The 18,685-nt window shown below is 73.8% G+C and carries 17 protein-coding genes; 10 read left to right on the forward strand and 7 right to left on the reverse strand.

Annotation, left to right across the window (positions count from 1 at the left end):
• Window positions 1-11 precede the first annotated feature (11 nt).
• The gene (locus AB0M16_RS06535; protein ID WP_365339409.1) at window positions 12-566 is read right to left on the reverse strand and encodes an XRE family transcriptional regulator; all 555 of its coding nucleotides are present in this window, start codon (window positions 564-566) and stop codon (window positions 12-14) included.
• 190 nt (window positions 567-756) lie between these two features.
• Here AB0M16_RS06535 and AB0M16_RS06540 point away from each other — a divergent pair, with 190 nt between their 5' ends.
• On the forward strand, window positions 757-1,881 hold the full coding sequence (locus AB0M16_RS06540; protein ID WP_365339411.1) for an aryl-sulfate sulfotransferase: 1,125 nt from the start codon (window positions 757-759) through the stop codon (window positions 1,879-1,881).
• Window positions 1,878-3,236, forward strand: coding sequence for a solute carrier family 23 protein (locus tag AB0M16_RS06545; protein ID WP_365339413.1), 1,359 nt, complete (start codon window positions 1,878-1,880; stop codon window positions 3,234-3,236). Before AB0M16_RS06540 ends, AB0M16_RS06545 begins: the two co-directional genes overlap by 4 nt.
• Before the next feature lie 114 nt (window positions 3,237-3,350).
• Here the strand turns inward: AB0M16_RS06545 and AB0M16_RS06550 are convergent, their stop codons facing one another.
• The 4 genes from AB0M16_RS06550 to AB0M16_RS06565 form a co-directional block, all read right to left on the reverse strand.
• The gene (locus AB0M16_RS06550) at window positions 3,351-4,370 is read right to left on the reverse strand and encodes a hypothetical protein (protein ID WP_365339415.1); all 1,020 of its coding nucleotides are present in this window, start codon (window positions 4,368-4,370) and stop codon (window positions 3,351-3,353) included.
• A gap of 5 nt (window positions 4,371-4,375) precedes the next feature.
• Window positions 4,376-5,707, reverse strand: coding sequence for an MFS transporter (locus tag AB0M16_RS06555; protein ID WP_365339417.1), 1,332 nt, complete (start codon window positions 5,705-5,707; stop codon window positions 4,376-4,378).
• Window positions 5,708-5,810: 103 nt separating this feature from the next.
• Entirely contained in the window at window positions 5,811-7,229 is a 1,419-nt protein-coding gene (locus AB0M16_RS06560; protein ID WP_365339419.1) for a DNRLRE domain-containing protein, read from the reverse strand.
• Window positions 7,230-7,363: 134 nt separating this feature from the next.
• Window positions 7,364-7,858: an Lrp/AsnC family transcriptional regulator gene (locus tag AB0M16_RS06565; protein ID WP_365339421.1), complete on the reverse strand. Its 495-nt coding sequence runs from the start codon at window positions 7,856-7,858 to the stop codon at window positions 7,364-7,366.
• A 329-nt stretch (window positions 7,859-8,187) separates the two neighbouring features.
• On the opposite strand from AB0M16_RS06565, the gene AB0M16_RS06570 reads away from it, so the two are divergent.
• The 4 genes from AB0M16_RS06570 (at window position 8,188) to AB0M16_RS06585 (ending at window position 11,769) form a co-directional block, all read left to right on the forward strand.
• On the forward strand, window positions 8,188-9,063 hold the full coding sequence (locus tag AB0M16_RS06570; protein ID WP_365339423.1) for a DMT family transporter: 876 nt from the start codon (window positions 8,188-8,190) through the stop codon (window positions 9,061-9,063).
• Entirely contained in the window at window positions 9,056-10,261 is a 1,206-nt protein-coding gene (locus AB0M16_RS06575; protein WP_365339425.1) for an aromatic amino acid transaminase, read from the forward strand. Before AB0M16_RS06570 ends, AB0M16_RS06575 begins: the two co-directional genes overlap by 8 nt.
• A gap of 146 nt (window positions 10,262-10,407) precedes the next feature.
• Window positions 10,408-10,821 (forward strand): VOC family protein, encoded by a 414-nt coding sequence (locus AB0M16_RS06580; protein ID WP_365339427.1) that lies wholly within the window; start codon window positions 10,408-10,410, stop codon window positions 10,819-10,821.
• 249 nt (window positions 10,822-11,070) lie between these two features.
• Complete coding sequence (locus AB0M16_RS06585) at window positions 11,071-11,769, forward strand: D-Ala-D-Ala carboxypeptidase family metallohydrolase (RefSeq protein WP_365339499.1); 699 nt, start codon at window positions 11,071-11,073, stop codon at window positions 11,767-11,769.
• A gap of 94 nt (window positions 11,770-11,863) precedes the next feature.
• Here the strand turns inward: AB0M16_RS06585 and AB0M16_RS06590 are convergent, their stop codons facing one another.
• Complete coding sequence (locus AB0M16_RS06590; protein WP_365339429.1) at window positions 11,864-12,787, reverse strand: NADP-dependent oxidoreductase; 924 nt, start codon at window positions 12,785-12,787, stop codon at window positions 11,864-11,866.
• Between the two features lie 130 nt (window positions 12,788-12,917).
• Here AB0M16_RS06590 and AB0M16_RS06595 point away from each other — a divergent pair, with 130 nt between their 5' ends.
• Window positions 12,918-13,955, forward strand: coding sequence for a helix-turn-helix domain-containing protein (locus AB0M16_RS06595; protein WP_365339431.1), 1,038 nt, complete (start codon window positions 12,918-12,920; stop codon window positions 13,953-13,955).
• Here AB0M16_RS06595 and AB0M16_RS06600 read toward each other — a convergent pair.
• Window positions 13,933-14,130 (reverse strand): hypothetical protein, encoded by a 198-nt coding sequence (locus tag AB0M16_RS06600; protein WP_365339433.1) that lies wholly within the window; start codon window positions 14,128-14,130, stop codon window positions 13,933-13,935. The genes AB0M16_RS06595 and AB0M16_RS06600 overlap by 23 nt on opposite strands.
• A 504-nt stretch (window positions 14,131-14,634) precedes the next feature.
• On the opposite strand from AB0M16_RS06600, the gene AB0M16_RS06605 reads away from it, so the two are divergent.
• The 3 genes from AB0M16_RS06605 to AB0M16_RS06615 all read left to right on the forward strand — a co-directional run bounded on the left by AB0M16_RS06605 (window position 14,635) and on the right by AB0M16_RS06615 (window position 18,682).
• Window positions 14,635-16,071 carry a lamin tail domain-containing protein gene (locus tag AB0M16_RS06605; RefSeq protein ID WP_365339435.1) on the forward strand — a complete coding sequence of 479 codons (1,437 nt, stop codon included), beginning with the start codon at window positions 14,635-14,637 and terminating at the stop codon, window positions 16,069-16,071.
• 216 nt (window positions 16,072-16,287) lie between these two features.
• Window positions 16,288-16,965, forward strand: a complete 678-nt coding sequence (locus tag AB0M16_RS06610; protein WP_365339437.1) for a macro domain-containing protein — start codon at window positions 16,288-16,290, stop codon at window positions 16,963-16,965.
• Window positions 16,966-17,035: 70 nt separating this feature from the next.
• Entirely contained in the window at window positions 17,036-18,682 is a 1,647-nt protein-coding gene (locus tag AB0M16_RS06615; RefSeq protein WP_365339439.1) for an ADP-ribosyltransferase domain-containing protein, read from the forward strand.
• Window positions 18,683-18,685: the final 3 nt, after the last annotated feature.

Consider the following 18,685-nt stretch of genomic DNA (forward strand, 5'->3'; position numbering starts at 1 on the left):
CCCCCTTCGCGTCAGGCCTCCAGGACCTCGACGTGGTCGCCGATCGCGACCACCAGCACCCGCGCGCCGGCCTCGGTGGTGCGCCAGCGGTGCCGGACGCCGCCGGACAGCAGCAGCGTGTCCCCGCGCCCCAGCCGGTGGAGCCTACCGTCGGCCTCCACCTCCACCGCGCCGTCCACGACGTACATCAGCTCGTCGTTCCGGTGCCGGAACTCGCGGTCCGCCTCGTGCTCGCCCACGAACTCCAGCGCGTGCAGCTGATGGCGGCCACGGACCACCGGCCGGACGCGCGCCTCCCGGTCGAGACCGCCGTCGTCGCAGGCGCGCACCACGTCGACCGTGCGGGTCTCGTCCGAGGCCGCGAGCAGTTGGACCGCGGTGGTGCCGAGGGCGTCGGCGATCCGCTGCAGCGAACGCATGCTGGGGCGCGCCCGGTCGTTCTCGATCTGGCTGAGGAACGGCGAGGAGAGTCCGCTGCGCCCCGCCAGGTCGGCGAGCGTCAGGCCGAGCGCCCGGCGCCGGCGGCGCACGGCTGCTCCCACCCGCGGTGTGTTCGCGGCATCCATGGATCGTCCCGTCCTTCTCCGCCCCACGACGCCGTACTCCCTGGTAGGGGGCGCCTGACGGCACCTTACGCGGCGTACGGCGGCAAGCCGGAGCCGGTTTCGTACTCCTGACACACGCCCGTCACACCACGGCCCTAACGTCAAAGCCGGTTGCTCTCATCAAAGAAAGTTTGAAGTGAGGAGTTCCGACATGCCCCCGATCGACCAGAATGCACGCCGCCGACGCCCCACCGGGCTCATCGCCGTCGACGAGACGGCTGCGTTCGACGGCTACACCCTCTACGCGCCGCTCACGGGCACCGGAGAGGTCTACCTCATCGACCTCCACGGCCGCACCGTCCACCAGTGGAACCTTCCGTACCGCCCCGGCCGCCACGCCCGGCTGCTCCCCGACGGCTCCCTCGCGTACAACGGCGTGCTCCCGGGAGAGCAGGCCCTGTTCCCGATGTGGCACAAGTACCGGGGCGGCGTCATGCTCCGCGCCGCCCCCGACGGCACCGTGCTCCGGGAGCACCGCGATCCCCTCCAGCACCACGACGCCCACCACCTCGACGACGGCCGCGTCCTCTACACCGCCCTCGAACCCCTCACCGGCCCCGAGGCCGCGTCGGTACGGGGCGGAGTGCCCGGCTCCGAGGCCGCGGGCGGAGTCGTCTGGGCCGACACGATCAAGGAGGTCGGCCCGGACGGCGAACTCCTGTGGTCCTGGAGGGCCGCGGAGCACCTCGACCGCGAGTCCTTCGCCCTGCACGAGGCGTACGCCCGCGAGCACTGGCCCCTCATCAACAGCGTCACGCCCCTGCGGGACGGCAACGTCCTCGCCAGCCTGCGCAGCGTCTCGGCCGTCGTCGTGATCAGCCGCCGCACCGGCGAGATCCTGTGGCGCAGCCGCCCCGGCACCGTCAGCCAGCAGCACGCTCCCACCGAACTGGACGACGGCCGACTGCTGGTCTTCGACAACGGCGTCTTCCGGCCCGGCCACGACGTGCCGTACTCCCGGGTCGTCGAGATCGACCGGACCGGCGGTGACATCGTGTGGGAGTACCACGACCCCGCCCGCGAGTTCTTCTTCGCGCCCTTCATGGGCTCCGCGCAGCGCCTGCCGAACGGCAACACGCTCGTCACGGACTCCCCGTCGGGACGGCTCTTCGAGGTGACGAAGGACGGCTACCTCTGCTGGGAGTACGTCGTCCCGCACTTCGCCGGCTACGGCGAGAGCGAGGTCCGGGGCCTCTTCCCGTCCGAGCCCAACGCCGTCTTCCGCGCCTACCGCTACGCCGCGTCCGACATCCCGTGGCTGGAGGTGACGGGATGACGGCCACCCCGACCGGCCCGCCCGCCGCGACCCCCGCCGCGGACCCCGGGACCGGCCGCCCGGGCGAGGCCGTCGACGCACCGGTGCCGCTGCGCCGGCTGGCACCGCTCGCGGCCCAGCACGTCCTCGCGATGACCGTCGCCCCGGTCTCCACCGTCTTCCTCGTCGCCGGCACCCTGAGGATGCCGCCCGGCGCGACCGCCTCGCTGCTCAGCGCCGTCCTGCTGCTGTGCGGCGCGGGCGCCCTGCTCCAGTCCCTCGGCGTGTGGCGGATCGGCGGCCGGCTGCCCTTCGTGATGCTGCCCGGCGGCGCCGCGACGGCGTTGTTCCTGCAGATCGCGCAGGAGCACGGGGCGCCGACCGCGGCCGGCGCCGTCCTCCTCGCGGCGGCGCTGCTGCTCGCCGTGCTGCCGCTCTACGCCCGTGTCGTACGGTTCTTCCCGCCCCTGGTCATGGGCGTGACCGTGCTGCTCATCGGGATCGCGATGATCCGGGTCGCCGCCCGGCTCGTCACCGGACCGGACGGTACGGGCGAGCCGCGCGCGGTGCTCCTCGCCGCGCTCACGGTCGCGGCCACCGTCGCCGCGTACGTGCTGCTGCGCGGCGTCTGGCGCCAGACCTCGGTCCTCCTCGGGATGGCGGTGGGCACCCTCGTGGCGGTGACCACCGGCCTCGGCGCCTTCACCCCGGTGGCCGGCGGCGGCTTCGCGCTGCCCGCCCTCCTGCCCTTCGGGACACCGCGGTTCGACCTGGTGGCGGCCCTCCCGCTGCTCGTGTTCAGCCTCACGACACTGGCCGAGATCACCGGACAGACCGTGCTCAACAGCGAGATCGTCGGCCGGACTCCCGTTCCCGAGCGGGACGTTCCGCGCGTCGCCCGCGCCGACGCCCTCGTCTCCCTGGCCGGCGGACTCTTCGGCACGTCCCTCATGGTCACCAGCGCCGAGAACATCGGCATCGGCCGGCTCACCGGGGTCCGCAGCCGCTTCGTGACCGCCGGGGCGGGAGTGCTCCTGGTCGGCCTCGGCCTGGCGACGCCGGTGTCCCGGGCGCTGGCCGGCCTGCCCGAAGCCGTCGTGGGCGGCTCGGCCCTCGTCGTCTACGCCGTCATCGCGGTGATGGGCGTCGAGATGCTCCGCCGGGCCGACCTGTCCGGCACGGGGACGGGCAGCCTGACCGCCGCGCTCGCGCTCACCGCGGGACTGCTGCCGCTGCTCAGCCCGGACCTGTACGCGGGGTTCCCCGCGTGGGCCCGGACGATCCTGGGAAGCGGCGTCGTCGCCGGTACCCTCACGGCGGTCCTCCTCACCGCGCTCCTCGGGCGGTTCGGTCCCGGCAGGCGCGCACGGGAGTGACGTGGCCGGACCTCTCCCGGCGGCGCCGGCGGCGGGCCTCGCGACGGTACGCCGTCAGGACGCCGCCGGGACGCCCTCCGGGCGACGGCGTACGTCGCGTGCCCGGCCGGCGCCTCAGCCGGAGGCCGGCAGGACGGCGGGGGAGTTGGCGCCGGGGACCAGCAGCCGCGGCTCGCCCGAGCCGTCGGCGGGGACCGTCCACACGTCGTTGGTGCCGTCGGGGCGCTGGAGGGCGTACGCGACGGTGGCGTCGTCCAGCCAGGCCGCCTGGTCGTCCACGTTCCGCCTCTCGGCCAGCTCGGTGCGCCGGAGCGTGGCCAGGTCGAGGACGGCCACCCGCCAGCCCTTCGCCGGGTCGGCACCGACGGCCTGCTTGAAGGCGATCCGCCGACCGTCGGGGGACAGTGACGGGCACTCGACGTCGTCCGCCAGGGTGCGCAGGGTCCGGGCCGCGATGTCGCCCTCCACCAGGGAGCGGGTGCCGGCGCTGGAGACCGTCGCGTAGAAGCGGTTGTCGTCGGCCGCGAAGGTCACGCCCCAGACGTTGATGTCCGCGGCCCGGTGGCGACGGCCCTCCCGGAAGACCGCGAAGTCCTCCAGCGAGGGGATGACCCGGCCGGTGCGCGTGTCCAGGATTCCGGTGCGGGTCGAGAAGCCGCCGCCGGCGTACGAGTCACCGCCCACGAACAGCGTCCAGGCGACCATGCGGCCGTCGGGCGAGACCCGGGTGCGGTTGGGCAGCCCGGTCAGGGGGACGGTGCGCCGGGTCCGCTGTCCCTCGTCGAGGACCAGGAGCCTCGGGCCGCTGAGTGCTCCGGCGGGTGTGAGACAGGCGGTGGTGCCGCCCGCCGTGTAGGCGCGGTCGCAGTGCGTCGAGGTGACGGTGCGCGGCCCGGACGGGTCGGCGAGCGACACCGTGGACAGCAGCCCGTTGCTGAGCACCCGGACCCGGCCGCCGGGGTGGCGGGCGGCATCGGGGGAGGCCGCGGCGACGGCCGGGGTCCGGGCGTCGCCGGCGGGGTCGGGCGCCGCGTTCTGCCGGGCGCGGACGACGGTGGCGGCCGCCAGGGCCGCCAGCAGCAGGGCCGCGAGCACGGTGACGAGGATCTTCACGCGCTGGGTGGGGGCGTTCATGGCCTTCATGAGGAGGAGCCGGGCCTTTCGTGCGGGGTCCGGGAGTCCGGGGAAGCAGGGGAGTCGGGTCCGTCCGGGGGCGTCGGTGCGGTCCGGCGCCGCAGGGGAGCGAGGAGCAGCGCCGTCGCCGCCGCGACGACGACCACGGCCACCGCCGCTCCCCGGCTCGCCGCCGCCGGGCCCCACGCCTGCCACGCCAGGCCGAAGAGCACGGACGAGCCGAGGTACGCCAGCGCCTGGCCGCTCTGGACGAGGGCGATGCCCGTCGTCCGCAGGCGCTCCGGCAGGACGGGGCCCGCCAGGGCCATCAGGACGCCCTCGGTGGACGCGTAGAACAGGCCGTACAGGAAGAGGACCGTCACGAGGAGGGCCGGGCCGCCCAAGGGGCCGTGCAGCAACAGGTAGACCACGGCGAGGACGCCGTAGCCGCCGAGCATCACCGGCAGCCGCCCGATCCGGTCGGCCAGCGCCCCGAGGGGGGCCGCCAGGAGGAGGTAGGAGAGGCTCGTACCGACGGCGAGGAGCGGGAACCAGCCGAGGGACAGGGACTCGCGCCGCTGGAGCAGCAGGTACACGAACCCGTCGCCGACGGTGGCCAGTCCGAGCAGGCACGCGGCGCCCACCAGGCGCCGTACCGGCGCCGCGCGCAGCAGCCGGCCCACGGCGCGCGGGGAGACGGCGCCCGTCGCCGGCCGGGCCGTCCTGCGGTCCCGTACGAAGAGGAAGAGGACCAGCACGCCGAGGGCCGCCACGCAGAAGCTGCTGACGAAGACCGCCTCGAAGGACTGGGAGGCGGCCGTGAGCACGGCGAGGGCCACCAGCGGACCGGCGAAGGCGCCGATGCTGTCCATCGCCCGGTGCACCCCGAAGGCCCGGCCCAGGGCGTGCTCGGGGGTGGAGAGGGTGATGAGGGCGTCGCGAGGAGCGGTCCGCAGGCCCTTGCCCGCCCGGTCGGCGGTCAGGACGAGGCCGAGCGCCGTCACCGAGCTGCCCGCCGCCACCAGCCCGAGCTTGGCGAGCGCCGACAGGCCGTAGCCCACTCCGGCGACCGCCTTGCGCCGGCTGACCCGGTCGGCCACGTAGCCGCCGACGATCCGGAGCAGGGCGGTGGCCCCGGTGTTGAGGCCGTCGAGGGCGCCGTACGCGACCGGGCCGAGCTGCAGCCCGAGCACCAGGTAGAGCGGCAGCACGGCGGTGACCATCTCGGCGGAGACGTCCGTGATCAGGCTGACGGTGCCGAGCGCGAGGACGTTGCCCCCGACCGGCTTCCAGCGGCGCCGGCCGGGCGCCGGGGAGTCGGTCGGCAGTTCCGTCCTGCCGATCGTGGAGAGATACACGGGGGTGACGACCTCCGGGTGCGGATGCGGGGGCGCCGGACGCCGCCCGCGCCGCCGCCGGTGAGCGGGGCGGCGCGAACGGGTCCGGGCCGGGCGGACGGGGTCAGTGGCAGGTGCCCGTGCCGCTGTCGTTGTACGTCTTGCCCGCCTGCGGCACGAACTGCCAGTCGTAGCTGTTCGCGTGCAGGTTCAGCTTCAGGACGCCGAACGTGTCGTTGTTGCGGGCCTCGCTGTTGGGCTGGATGGTGCCGAAGCCGTAGAGGCTCGCGCCGCCCATGCCGGCCACGAACTGCCGCAGACCGCGGGCCGTGTCGAGCTGCCCGCTCGGGTTCTGCGGGGCGAAGCGCTCGTACTGGTGGTTGTGGCCGGTCAGGACGACCTCGGCGTTGTGGTCGTACAGGGCCTGGACCAGCGGACCCGTCGCGGGCTCCGGGGCGTGGCCGGAGCTGGACGTCCAGCGCGGCTTGTGCCAGTAGGCCACCGTGCACGGCTTGTCGCTGGCGGCGAGGTCGGCGCGCAGCCACTTCTCCTGGGCCGATCCGACGGCCATGGAGGTCTCGGAGTTCAGCGACACCACGTGCCAGTTGCCGAGGTCGTACGAGTAGTAGCCCTGGCCCGAGGGGCCCGCGGCGGCACCGAAGTAGCTGTAGTACGCGGACGCGCCGGAGGTGTTGTAGTCGTGGTTGCCCGGCGCCGGCTTGGTGCGCGCCTTGTGGCGGCCCCAGGTCGGCTCGTAGTAGGTGGAGAAGTCCGAGGCGGTGCCGTTGGGGTAGGCGTTGTCGCCGACCGTGAACACCGTGCCGGAGATGGTGTCGAGGAGGTTCGCGGTCGCGGTGTCCCCGGAGCCCGAGGTGGCGATGTCGCCCGCGCCGACGAGCACCGGGTCGCCGGTCGGCGGGGTGGTCGTGGAGGTGGGCGTCGGGGTGGTCGGCGTCGGAGTGGGCGTGCTGCCCGTCTCGATCACCAACTGCGGTGCGGTGGCGCCGGTTTCCCGCGAGTCGTAGTCGGCGCCGTTGCTGCTCGACGACGTGACGCCGAGGGCGAAGGTGCCGTTGCCCCGCACGTACGAGGTGACGTCGACCTCGTACCAGGTGTTGCGCGCGACCGCGCCGAGGGTGCCGAGGGTGGCGCCGTCGATGGCGGGTCGGTTGTTGTAGGTCACCGACGTCTCGGACCACGTGCTGTTCGACATCGCGCGGAACGTGCCGCCGCTGGTGGCTTCCGCGCCGGACACGTCGTCGACGTGGATCCGGAGCTTCGCGCTGGTCACCGGCTGCGTGAGGCCGGAGACGTCGAAGCGCAGCAGCATCTGCTTGACCGGGCTGTTGTCGACGCCGAGCTGCTGCGACGCGCCGTAGTTCGTGGCGGGGTTCAGGCTGTCGACGTACGTGTCCGCCGTCGCGGTGAACGTGGTGCCGGCCGCCGAGGCGGTGGGCGCGAGGCCGGTGAGGGCCGTGGCGGCCAGGGTGCCGAGGGCGAGGGTGCCGACGAGGGCCACCAGGGTGACCTTCCGACTGGGCATGACAAACCTTTCGTTCGCGGGACGAGGGCGTTCGGAACGTAGGGCGTGCGTGAAGATACCCGGTGTTGCCACAGAGTTGACCCGGTTGCGGTTGGGTGAACCGCGGGCGACGGTCCCCGGCCTGCGGTGCCTCCTCAGCCGCCCGAGCCACCCGCCCGCGGCCGGGACGGGACCCCCGGGCGCGGATACACCCGGGACTGCTTGACGCTCCCGAAGGCGAAACTGGACTCGATCGACGCGATGCCCGGGATGGCGTGGATCCGGGTGCGCACGAGGGCCTCGTACGCCTCCAGGCTCTCGATGACGACCCTGAGCAGGTAGTCGCTGCTGCCGGCCATGAGGTAGCAGTCCTGGATGTGGTCGATGAGCCCGACGTGCTGTTCGAACACGTTGACCGCCTCGGCCGTGTGGCGCTCCAGGCGGATCCGTACGAAGACGGTGATCGGCAGACCGTAGGCGACCTGGTCGACGGTGGCCGTGTAGCCGCCGATCAGGCCCGACTCCTCCAGGCGGCGCACCCGGCGCAGACAGGGGGAGGGGGACAGCCTGATCCGGTCGGCGAGGTCCTGGTTCGACAGCCGCCCGTCGGCCTGCAACTCGTGGATGATCTGGAAATCCACGGCGTCCATCGGTTCTCCCTGGCTGTTCTTGGCAGATTCTGCCCCCACGCTATGTCTGGAGGGCAGAACTGGCAATCATCTGCCCTGCCCGAAGCCCTACCGTTGCTTGTCGGGGCAAAACCGCACGTCGGTTCCGCCCGAACGGCTTCGTGACGACTTCGAGCGGGAGGAACAGGGCGGTGGCCGCAGCGCAATCGGCGGGGGTGCGAACGGTGGGGTCGCCGGCCTCGCGCACACCGTCCACGACGGGGCGGGCCGGGGAGCCCGGGCCCCGCACCGGCCCGCCCCGACAGCCCGGTACCGGGCCCCTCGCAAGGCTCTCCCCGCAGACCGTGGGCATGGGCGCGCTGGTGCTCACCGTCACCATCTGGGCCGCGTTCGCGCTCAGCGCCCGCGCCCTGAGCAGCTCCACGCTGCTGCCCGCCGACGCCGCGCTGCTGCGTTTCGGCGTGCCCCTCGTGATCCTGGCCCCCGCCCTGTGGCGGCGCCGGCGCCGGCTCGCCGCCGTCCGCTTCGGCCCCGCGGCCAAGATCGTCTGCGGTGCCGGGGTGCCCTTCTTCCTCGCCGCCATGTACGGCGGCTCCCTGACCTCGGCCGCGTTCGTCGGCGCGATCGTGCCCGGCATGGTCCCGCTCTTCGTGTCCGCCCTGATGATCGCGGGCGGCAAGAGCGCGCCGCGCGGCACGCAGGCGGCCGGACTGGCCCTGATCGTGGCCGGCGTCGTGGCCCTGGTGTGGCGCCACACCGCCGCCCTCGACTCGCACGTCCTGCTCGGCACCGGGACCCTGCTCGTCGCCAGCGGCCTCTGGGCCCTCTACACCGTGGGCCTGCGGGAAGTGGACCTCGACCCCGTAGGGTCCATCGGCCTCCTCTGCCTGCCTTCCTTCGCCGTCATCGCGCTGCTGGCGCTGACCGGTGTCCTGCCCACCGGCATCGCCCACGCGGCCGGCGCCGACATCGCGCTCTTCCTCGTCGTCCAGGGCCTGGGCGTCGGCCTGTGCGCCGGGCTGCTGTACGCGTTCGCCATCCGCCGGATCGGCCCCGAACGCAGCTCCGTCGTCGGCAGTCTGAGCCCCGTCGCCGTCGTCCTGCTCGCCGTTCCCCTCCTCGGCGAGTCGCCGACCCTGCCGGTCGTGATCGGCGTCCCCCTCATCACCCTCGGCGTCGCGCTCGCCAACCGCCGCCCCCGAACCAAGGTGTCCGCCGATGCTTGAGCTCCTGCCCGCCCCGCCCGCCGACCCGCTGTGGGACCTCACCGCCGAGTACGCCGCCGACCCGCGCCCCGAGCGCCTCGACCTCGTCCTCGGCGTCTACCGCGACCACACCGGGGTCACCCCCGTCATGGCGGCGGTCAAGGAGGCCGAGATACGCCTGGCGGAGAGCTCCGGCTCCAAGGAGTACCGCGGCCTGTCGGGCAACACCGCCTTCAACCGCGCGATGCTCGGCACCGTCCTCGGCACCGAGGCCCTCATCGCGCGGGCGACGGCCGTCCAGACCGTGGCCGGTACCGGCGCGCTGCGCCTGCTCGCCGATCTCGTCCGGCAGACGCGCCCCGGCGCCACCGTGTGGATCAGCGACCCGGCCTACGTCAACCACCGCCCCATCCTCGAAGGCGCGGGGCTCACCGTCCGCACGTACCGGTGGCTCGACCCCACGGGGCGGGCGGACGGCACGGGCATGCTGGACGACCTCCGCGAGGCGGGCCCCGGTGACGTCGTCCTCCTCCAGGGCTGCTGCCACAACCCCACCGGCGCGGATCCGTCCCCCGAGACCTGGGAGGAGCTCGCCGCGCTCGCCGCGACGAACGGCTGGGTCCCCTTCGTCGACCTCGCCTACCACGGCCTCGGCGACGGCCTCGACGCCGATCTGCGCCCGACCCGGATGCTGGCCGAACGGCTCCCCGAGGTGCTGATCGCCGTCAGCTGCTCCAAGAACTTCGGTCTCTACAGCGACCGCACCGGGTGCGCCGTCGTCGTCGGCTCCTCGGCACGCGCCCTCCGGCATGTCGAGACCGCCCTGCAGAACGCCGCGCGCACCCTGTACTCGATGCCGCCGGACCACGGCGCCGCCGTGGTCGCCACCGTCCTGGAGGACGAGCGCCTGCGGGCCGCCTGGCGCGCCGAGCTCGACGCGATGCGCCACCGGATCACGGCCAACCGGACCGACCTCGTCGCCCACCTGGGCGCTCTCGGTCACGAGGAGCAGGCGAAGGTCCTCGCCGGGCAGAAGGGCATGTTCTCGATGCTGCCGCTCGGCCCCGAGGCCATGCTGCGGATGCGCCGCCGCTCCGGCATCTACGGCACGACGGCGGGCCGGATCAACATCGCCGGCGTCCCGGCCCACCGGATCCCGTTCCTGGCCCAGGGCATCGCCGACGCGCTGCGCGCGCCGAGCGCCGCGGGGGCCCTCTGACGGGCGGTCCTCGACGGCGGCGGCGACGGCGCCGTCCGGGGCGGGGGCGGCCGGACGAGCGACCACGCTCCCAGATCATCTGATTCCGCCCATAGCACCCGTAGGCTGCCGCCCGTACAGGTCCGTCCACCTGAAGGGAGCGTCCCTTGGCATCTCGTCTCAACCCGTACATCAGCTTCTCCGGCGATGCGCGGCAGGCCATGGAGTTCTACAAGAGCGTCCTCGGCGGCACGCTGAGCCTGAGCGGCTACGGCGACTTCGGCTCGGAGACGCCGCCCGGCTACGAGGACAAGATCATGCACGGCATGCTCGAAACCCCCAGCGGCTACACGCTGATGGGGGCGGACAACCCGCCGGGCATGGAGCACCGGCCCGGGACCAACTTCTCGGTGAGCCTGAGCGGCGACGACGGGGACGAGCTGCGCGGCTACTGGGACAAGCTGTCCCAGGGCGGCACCGTCGCCGTACCCCTGGAGAAGCAGATGTGGGGCGACGTGTTCGGCATGTGCACCGACAAGTTCGGCATCACGTGGATGGTCAACATCACCGAGCAGGGCTGAGTCGGCCGAGGGTGCGCGGGGTGGCCGTGGGCCGCCGTGCGCACCGTCGCCGAGGTGCGGCCCGGGGCGGGTTGCAGAGGGCCGGTGCATGACGCAGCGGAGGTGTGGTTGACGCGCGTCGACCCGGGCGGCCAACCTTCGGGGGGCGGCCCCGCTCCGAGGGCCGTCCCAGGCCCGTTCGGTGATGGAGGTTCGATGCCCGGATCCACCGCTCAGTCCCGGCCCGTACGCCTGCTCCTCTCGATTGTCATGTTCGCGTCATCCCTCTTCCTGGGGATGGCGGCCACCGCCGGAACCGCCCACGCGGACGGCTGCTACACCTGGTCGCGCACCCTCTCGCAGGGCGCGTCCGGCGCCGACGTGACGGCCCTGCAGATCCGCGTGGCCGGCTATCCCGGCTACGGCGGCGTCCTGGCCGTCGACGGCTCCTACGGCCCCGCCACCGCCGCGGCGGTCAAGCGCTTCCAGTCCGCCTACGGACTGGCCGCCGACGGCGTCGCGGGCTCCGCGACCTTCAGCAAGATCTACGCCCTCCAGGACGACGACTGCACCCCGGCCCACTTCTCCTACGCCGAGCTCAACGACTGCAACTCCACCTGGGAGGGCGGCGCGGTGAGCGCCGCCACGGCCAAGGCCAACGCACTGCGCACCATGTGGAAGCTGGAAGCCCTCCGCCACGCCCTGGGGGACCAGCCCGTCACCGTCACCAGCGGCTTCCGCAGCTACGCCTGCAACGACGCCGTCGGCGGCGCGACGTCGAGCCGTCACCTGTACGGCGACGCGGCCGACCTCGCCGCCGGGCCGCACTCCCTGTGCACGCTCGCCCGGCAGGCCCGCAACCACGGCTTCAACGGCATCCTCGGGCCCGGGTATCCCGGGCACAGCGACCACACCCACGTCGACCACCGCGCCACCCGCTACTGGTCGGCCTCCGGATGCGGCATATGAGCCGCGTCCGTGTCGCCGCCGTCCCCTCCTGAGGCGCCGCGCCCCGGGCCGTCGGCGTCGGTCGACGGCCCGGGGAGGGGCCGCGGGCGGCGGATCAGGCCACGGTCAGGACGATCTTGCCGGTGGTACGGCCCCGCTCGCCGATCTCGTGCGCCTTGGCCGCCTCGGCCAGCGGCAGGACGGTGTCGACCACCGGCCGCAGCGCGCCCCGCTCCACCAGCGCGGCGACCTCGCGCAGGCCGAGGTGGTCGGGCTCGACCAGCACCCACAGGGCCCGCACCTCGTCGTGCGCGGCGGGCACGTCGTCCGGCCCCGGCAGGGTGACCAGCCGCCCGCCGGCCCGCAGCACCTTCACGGAGCGCTCGGCCGTCTCCCCGCCGAGCCCGTCGAGCACGACGTCGACGCCGGAGACGACGTCCTCGAACCGCTCCTCGCGGTAGTCGATCACCTCGTCCGCGCCCAGCTCCCGCACGAGGTCGTGCTTGGCGGCGCTGGCGGTGCCGATGACGTACGCGCCGCGGGCCTTCGCGATCTGCACCGCGAAGTGGCCGACGCCGCCGGCCGCCGCGTGCACCAGCACGCGCTCCCCGGGCCGTACGTCCGCGGCGTCGACCAGGGCCTGCCAGGCGGTCAGCGCGGCGAGCGGCAGCGCCGCCGCCTCCACGTGCGTCAGCGACGCCGGCTTGCGGGCCAGGTGCCGGGCCGGGGCCACCACGTACTCCGCGTAACCGCCCGCCTGCCGCGGGAACAGGGGCATGCCGAAGACCTCGTCGCCGGGGCGGAACAGCCCGACGCCGGGTCCCACCGCCTCGACGGTGCCGGACACGTCCCAGCCGACGACCGGCACGTCGCCCCACTCGACGAGGGCCCCGCTGGCGCGGGTCTTCCAGTCCACCGGGTTCACCCCGGCGGCGTGCACCCGCACCAGGACCTCGTTCAGGCCCGGCTCCGGCCGCTCCACCTCGCGCTCGACCAGGTTCTCGGGTCCGCCCCACTGCTCCACGACCACCGCGCGCATGCTCTCTCCGCCTCGTTCCGTCTCGATCCGAGTCCCGCCGGATCCCTTCCGGCGGCGACGGGTACGACGATCCGGGATGCCGGCACTCCGTGGTGTTGGCCGTCCGGCCACTATGTGACAGGATTTGGCCATGGAGGAAACGCGGGACACGGTGAGGAACGGCGAGCAGGACGGCGGCGGCGCACGGGAGCCGCGGCCCAGGCATCGCGTCGCCGTGCTCGCCCTGCCCGGAGTGCCGCCCTTCGAGCTCGGCATCCCCTCCAGGGTCTTCGGCAGCGTGGAGGACGCCGAGGGCCGCCCCCTGTACGAGGTCGTCGTGTGCACCGCCGACGGCGGGCCCGTGCTCAGCGACGCCGGCTTCGTCGTCCAGCCCGCGGCCGGCCCCGAGGCCCTCGCCGCGGCCGACACCGTGATCCTCCCGCCCACGCACGCCATGCCGCAGCTCGCCGAAGGCGGCCCGCTGCCGCCCGAGGTCGGTGCGGCGATCGCCGGGATCCGCCCCGGCGCCCGCCTGGTCTCGATCTGCTCCGGCTCGTACGTCCTGGCCGCGGCCGGGCTGCTCGACGGGCGACCGGCCACCACCCACTGGAACCTGGCCCCGGAGTTCCGCCGCGCCTATCCGAAGGTCAGGATCGACGAGGACGTCCTCTTCGTCGACGACGGCGACGTGCTCACCTCCGCCGGCGTGGCCGCCGGCGTCGACCTCTGCCTGCACATGATCCGCCGCGACCACGGTGCCGCCGCCGCCAACCGGGCCGCCCGCATGTGCGTCGTGCCCCCGTGGCGTGACGGCGGGCAGGCCCAGTTCATCGACCGCCCGGTTCCCGAACCCACCCTCGCCAGCACCACCGCCACCCGCGCGTGGGCCCTGGAGCACCTCGGCGAGCCCCTGCCCCTGGGCAAGCTGGCCGAGCACGCACGGATGAGCCTGCGGTCCTTCACCCGCCGCTTCCGCGACGAGGTCGGGATGACCCCAGGACAGTGGCTCACCGCACAACGGCTCGAACTGGCCAAGCAGTTGCTGGAGACCACCGACCTCTCCGTCGACCTGGTCGCCCACCGGGCGGGCCTCGGCTCCGGCAATTCGCTGCGCGCGCACATGAAGACGGCCTTCGGCGTCTCGCCCGCCGCCTACCGGCGCGCGTTCAGCCCGATCGCCCCCGGCTAGGTCGCCCGGGGTCGTCGACCTCCAGGGGGATGACCTCGACCTGCGAGCCGACGGCCCGCTGGGCCGCGGCCACCTGCTCCGGACGGGCCATCATCACCACGGCCTCGTACTCGCCGACGGCGCGGGCGATGCGGGCGATGTCCTCGCGTAGGGAGGGCAGTTCGTCGCCCCACACGGAGGCCGAGGGTCGGCCAGGACATGAACGTCCGCGTGGGGCCGTCCCCCTCGGCACCGAGCCGGCGCCCGTCGCGCGCGCCGGGAGAGGCCGCCGCGCCGCTCGGGCCGGTGGTCCCCCGCCCGGGTGGCGCTGTCGGAGCCGTCGGAGCCACAGGCCGCGGTGCCGAGGGCGAGGGCGCCGGTGAGCACGGCGACGGCGCGCAGGGTGCCGCCCCGGGTGGGGAAGAGCTGGGACACGCCGTCTCCGATCATCGGCTGGCGAGGCCATCCGGCGGCGCCGGGCGGGGCGCGAGGACGCGCGCGACGGCGCCGGTCGCGGGCCCGGGCTCCACGCGGGTGCCGGCGGCGCGGCCGCCCCGCCGGGCAAGGGGCGGTGCTCGTCGACCTGTCGTTCGACCTGCGTTCACACGGCAACCGGGCCGCCGCCGACCGCTGTTCGGCATCGGCCGGGACCCTCGTCTCGCCCAGCCACCACTTGCCTCCTCCTCCAGGGACGGACACCGTGCTCGAAGTACGCGCTCCCCGCGGGCGTCGTCGCCACGCCCCCCTCCGCCGCGCCTCGCTCCGCCTGGCCGTCGCCGGTACCGCGACGGCCGTCGCCGCGGCGGTGCTCGCGCCCACGGCCCACGCGGCCCCCGCGGACGACATCCGCATCAACGAGGTGGTGACGACCGGCGGCGTCAACGACTCGATCGAGCTGTTCAACAAGGGCGCCGCCGCCGTGGACGTCTCCGGCTGGATCCTCAAGGACGACAACAACAGCTCGAAGTTCACCGTGCCGTCCGGGACGACCGTCGCCCCGGGCGCCGTACGCGCCTTCGACGTCTCCGCGTCGTTCGGTCTCGGCTCCGGCGACAAGGCCCGGCTCTACCTGCCCGGCGGCAGCACCCTGGTAGACAGCTTCACCTGGACCAGCCACTCCGCCCCGTCCTGGTCGCGTTGCCCCGACGGCACCGGCGCCTTCGCCCAGTCGGCCCTGACGCTCGGCGCGCTCAACAACTGCGGCGGCGGCACGGGCCCGGAGGCCTGGCCCGGCGGCAGTTCCGTGGCGACGGCCGACGGCACCGACGTCTTCGGTTCGGACCTCAGCGGCCTGTACGAGGAGGGCTCCGTGCTGTGGGGCGCCCAGAACTCCGGCAAGCTGTGGCGGCTGGTCCGTGACGGCGCCGGCGGCTGGCGACCGGACACCGCGAACGGCTGGACCTCCGGCAAGGCCCTGCGCTTCCCCGGCGGCACCGGTGCCCCCGACAGCGAGGCCGTGACCCTGACCGGCGCGGGAGCCGCGGGCGGCGCCTACGTGGCCAGCGAGCGCAACGGGGACGCGTCCGGCACCAGCCGCCTGTCGGTCCTGCGTTACGACGTCGACACGGGCACCGGGACCACCCTCACCGCCACCAGGGAGTGGAACCTCACCGCCGGCCTGCCGGCCGTGGGCTCCAACGCCGGCTTCGAGGCCATCACCTGGATCCCCGACGCCACGCTCACCGCCGCGGGCTTCAAGGACGGGACGACCGGCGCGGTCTACGACCCGAGCCGCTTCGGCGCGCACGCCGGCGGCGTCTTCTTCGTGGGTGTCGAGGGCACCGGGGCGGTCCACGGCTACGTCCTCGAGGACAGCGGCGCCGCCACCCGGATCGCCACGACCAGCAGCGGCATGGCCGGCGTGATGGAGCTCCAGTGGGAGCCGCAGGCCGCGCGCCTGTGGGTCGTCTGCGACGACACCTGCTCCGGCCGGCACCGGACCATGAAAATCGGCGGCGACGGCGGCTTCGCCCCCGCCGCCGACTACAACCGCCCGGCCGGCATGGCCGACCTGAACAACGAGGGCTTCACGCTCGCCGCGGCCGACGAGTGCGTCGCCGGCACCAGGCCCGTCTACTGGGCCGACGACAGCAACACCGGCGGTCACGCGATCCGCAGGGGCACCGTCGCCTGCTGAGCCGGGTGACTCGCGACGAGCGAGGGCGTGTCGAGGGCGCCCGACGCGGCCCCGCCGGCGTCGGGCGCCCTTCGACCTCGTGGAGGGGCAGGGGGCGGACGGCCGCGCACCCGGAGGTGACGGAAGGTCATCGTCGCTCCGTGCGAGCGGCGTTGTCAGTGGTGCCCGATAGCTTCGGAGGTGTCGGAAGAAGCCGATCCTGACAGGGGGCACGTGATGGCTGAGGGCTGTGTGGAGACGACGCTCAGGGTGGTACTGACGGACGTCAACGAGCGTGTGGTGGAGGCGTGGCGGGCGGCGTTCGCCGACACGCCGGGCATCGAGATCCGCCGGGGTTCGATCCTCGACGAGAACGTGGACGCCTGGGTCACGCCGACGAACGCGGCGGGCCGGATGGACGGCGGCGTCGACGCCGTGATCAAGCGGCACCTCGGGGCGGGCATCCAGCTGCGGGTGCAGCGGGCGATCCGGGACCGGTTCGCCGGGAGCCTGCCGGTGGGCAGCGCCGTGTGCGTCCCGTCGGGCGCGGAGGTGCCGCGTTTCCTGATCTCGACGCCGACGATGGTGAGCTCCTCGCAGAACGTGAGCGAGACGCTGAACGTGGCCATGGCGTGCGCGGCGGCCTTCCAGGCCGTGCACCGGCAGAACCGGCGGGTGCCGGGCAGCGTCCGCTCGGTGGCACTGGTCGGGATGGGAGCGCAGACCGGCCGCGTGCCTGCCCGGGTCTGCGCGAATCTGATGTGGACCGGCTACACGCTCTTCCACGACCACTGGTTCGAGGACGACGACGAGCTGCGCGCCACGATCGCCAGCCAGCTCGCCGGCATCGACCAGGCCCCGCCCACGACGCGGGTGCGGATCATGCCGCCGAAAGGGCATTCCTTTCGCCGCTGACCACGGCCCCGCCACGCCGCCCGCCGGCCCCCTCCACCCCTCAGGCACGACGACCGGGAGTTCCTCCGCCATGAGCGACGCCACGCCCACCCCGCCGCAGCCCGACGCGAACGACCCGCTCGGCCTGGCAGCCCTGTTCACGGGTGGCGGGGAGCCGTGGCTCCCGGTCCTGAAGCCCGTCATCGAGGCGCGGTCGGACGCCGCCGAGTTCATCGGCCCGGGCCGCAGCCCCCAGGTCGTCCCCGTGCGGGAGCTGACCTTCCAGGCGCTCAAGCCCAACCCGCCGCACAAGTGGAAGGTCGTCGCCTTCGGCCAGAACCCCTACCCGCGGCCGGAGAGCGCCACCGGCATCGCCATGTTCGACAACACGTTCAACGACTGGAAGGACAGCCAGTTCGGACGGGTCGTCAGCATCCGCTGCCTCATCAAGGCAGCGGCCATGTGGAAGTACGGGATCGCGAAGAAGACGCCGGTCGGCGAGGTCCGCACGCTGCTGAAGGAACGGGACACGGTCCAGCCGCCCGAGTGGTTCCAGGCGATGCTCACGCAAGGTGTGCTGCTGCTCAACGCCTCACTGACCGCCTCCGCCGACGGCGCCATGGCGACCGACCAGCACACCGGGTTCTGGCGGCCGGTGGCCGAGCGGATCGTCGAGGAGATCCTCCGGGCCAAGCAGGACGCCGAGGACGAGCAGGACCGCGGGGTCGTCTTCGCCTGGTGGGGGGCGCACGCCCGCAGCCTGAAGCGGACCGTCCTGCGCCTGCAGAAGAAGTACCCCGGCGTGGAGGTCCGCCACATCGACCACGCCAACCCGGCCGCGCAGGGAGACCTCTTCTGCGAGGGCGACCACTTCGCCACGGTGAACGACGCCCTGCTGTCGCTCGGCGCCGAAGCGATCGACTGGCTGCCGAGCAAGGGCTGGAACCGGCCGACCGCCGGCACCGGCGCCGCGGGCGGCGCCGGCTCGGGAGGCCCGGACGCCGATGTCGCCGCGCGCATGGGCGCCTTCATCGCCTCGACGATGGAGCTGCACCAGCTGTACCTGGAGCGGCTGACCAGCGTCCAGGACGAGGGCCACGTCCTGCCGCCGGTCACCGGCGTGTTCGACACCCCGCTGATGCCCTTCGAGGACGCAGTCGCCCCGGTCACCGCGGTGCTGTCCGGGCTCGGCCGGCACGTCGACCGTTCGCGCGAGTTCGGCAAGCGGCGGGCGGACGAGCAGGCCGGGGGAGGGCTGTCGGCGGACGCCATCGCCGCACTCTTCCTCTACACCTGCGAGTCCGGCTTCTACCGCAACATCAACGCCGTGCTGCGCTCGCCGGACCGCAGCCGCGTCGTCCCCTACCTGCCGTATCTGCGCCTGCTGTTCTCGGCGGTCTCGGGGCTGCCCGCCCAGCACAGGCCACTGTGGCGTGGTGTCGGTCTGGACCTGCGGCGGCAGTACCCCGTCGGCGGGACGGTGACCTGGTGGGGCGTGTCCTCGTGCACCTCCGAGCTGAGCGTCGCACGGTCCTTCCTCGGCAGCCGCGGCAAGCGGACGCTGTTCGAGGTGACCCCGGCACGCGCGGTGGGAATCCGCAGCTTCTCCGCGTTCACCGGTGAGGAGGAGTACATCCTCGCCCCGGGCACCCAGCTGGAGGTCACCGACGTGACGACCGAACGCGGCGGGCTGTGCACGGTCAAGCTGACCGAGGTGGACGCCCCGCTGGTCTCCTGATCC

The organism is Streptomyces sp. NPDC051921 (assembly GCF_040680975.1).
Classification (GTDB): domain Bacteria; phylum Actinomycetota; class Actinomycetes; order Streptomycetales; family Streptomycetaceae; genus Streptomyces.

Coding starts and splice junctions, on each gene's coding strand:
- AB0M16_RS06535 (WP_365339409.1), bottom strand. CDS start 566: ATGGATGCCGCGAACACACCGCGGGTGGGAGCAGCCGTGCGCCGCCGG.
- AB0M16_RS06540 (WP_365339411.1), top strand. CDS start 757: ATGCCCCCGATCGACCAGAATGCACGCCGCCGACGCCCCACCGGGCTC.
- AB0M16_RS06545 (WP_365339413.1), top strand. CDS start 1,878: ATGACGGCCACCCCGACCGGCCCGCCCGCCGCGACCCCCGCCGCGGAC.
- AB0M16_RS06550 (WP_365339415.1), bottom strand. CDS start 4,370: ATGAACGCCCCCACCCAGCGCGTGAAGATCCTCGTCACCGTGCTCGCG.
- AB0M16_RS06560 (WP_365339419.1), bottom strand. CDS start 7,229: ATGCCCAGTCGGAAGGTCACCCTGGTGGCCCTCGTCGGCACCCTCGCC.
- AB0M16_RS06565 (WP_365339421.1), bottom strand. CDS start 7,858: ATGGACGCCGTGGATTTCCAGATCATCCACGAGTTGCAGGCCGACGGG.
- AB0M16_RS06570 (WP_365339423.1), top strand. CDS start 8,188: ATGGGCGCGCTGGTGCTCACCGTCACCATCTGGGCCGCGTTCGCGCTC.
- AB0M16_RS06575 (WP_365339425.1), top strand. CDS start 9,056: ATGCTTGAGCTCCTGCCCGCCCCGCCCGCCGACCCGCTGTGGGACCTC.
- AB0M16_RS06585 (WP_365339499.1), top strand. CDS start 11,071: ATGTTCGCGTCATCCCTCTTCCTGGGGATGGCGGCCACCGCCGGAACC.
- AB0M16_RS06590 (WP_365339429.1), bottom strand. CDS start 12,787: ATGCGCGCGGTGGTCGTGGAGCAGTGGGGCGGACCCGAGAACCTGGTC.
- AB0M16_RS06595 (WP_365339431.1), top strand. CDS start 12,918: ATGGAGGAAACGCGGGACACGGTGAGGAACGGCGAGCAGGACGGCGGC.
- AB0M16_RS06610 (WP_365339437.1), top strand. CDS start 16,288: ATGGCTGAGGGCTGTGTGGAGACGACGCTCAGGGTGGTACTGACGGAC.
- AB0M16_RS06615 (WP_365339439.1), top strand. CDS start 17,036: ATGAGCGACGCCACGCCCACCCCGCCGCAGCCCGACGCGAACGACCCG.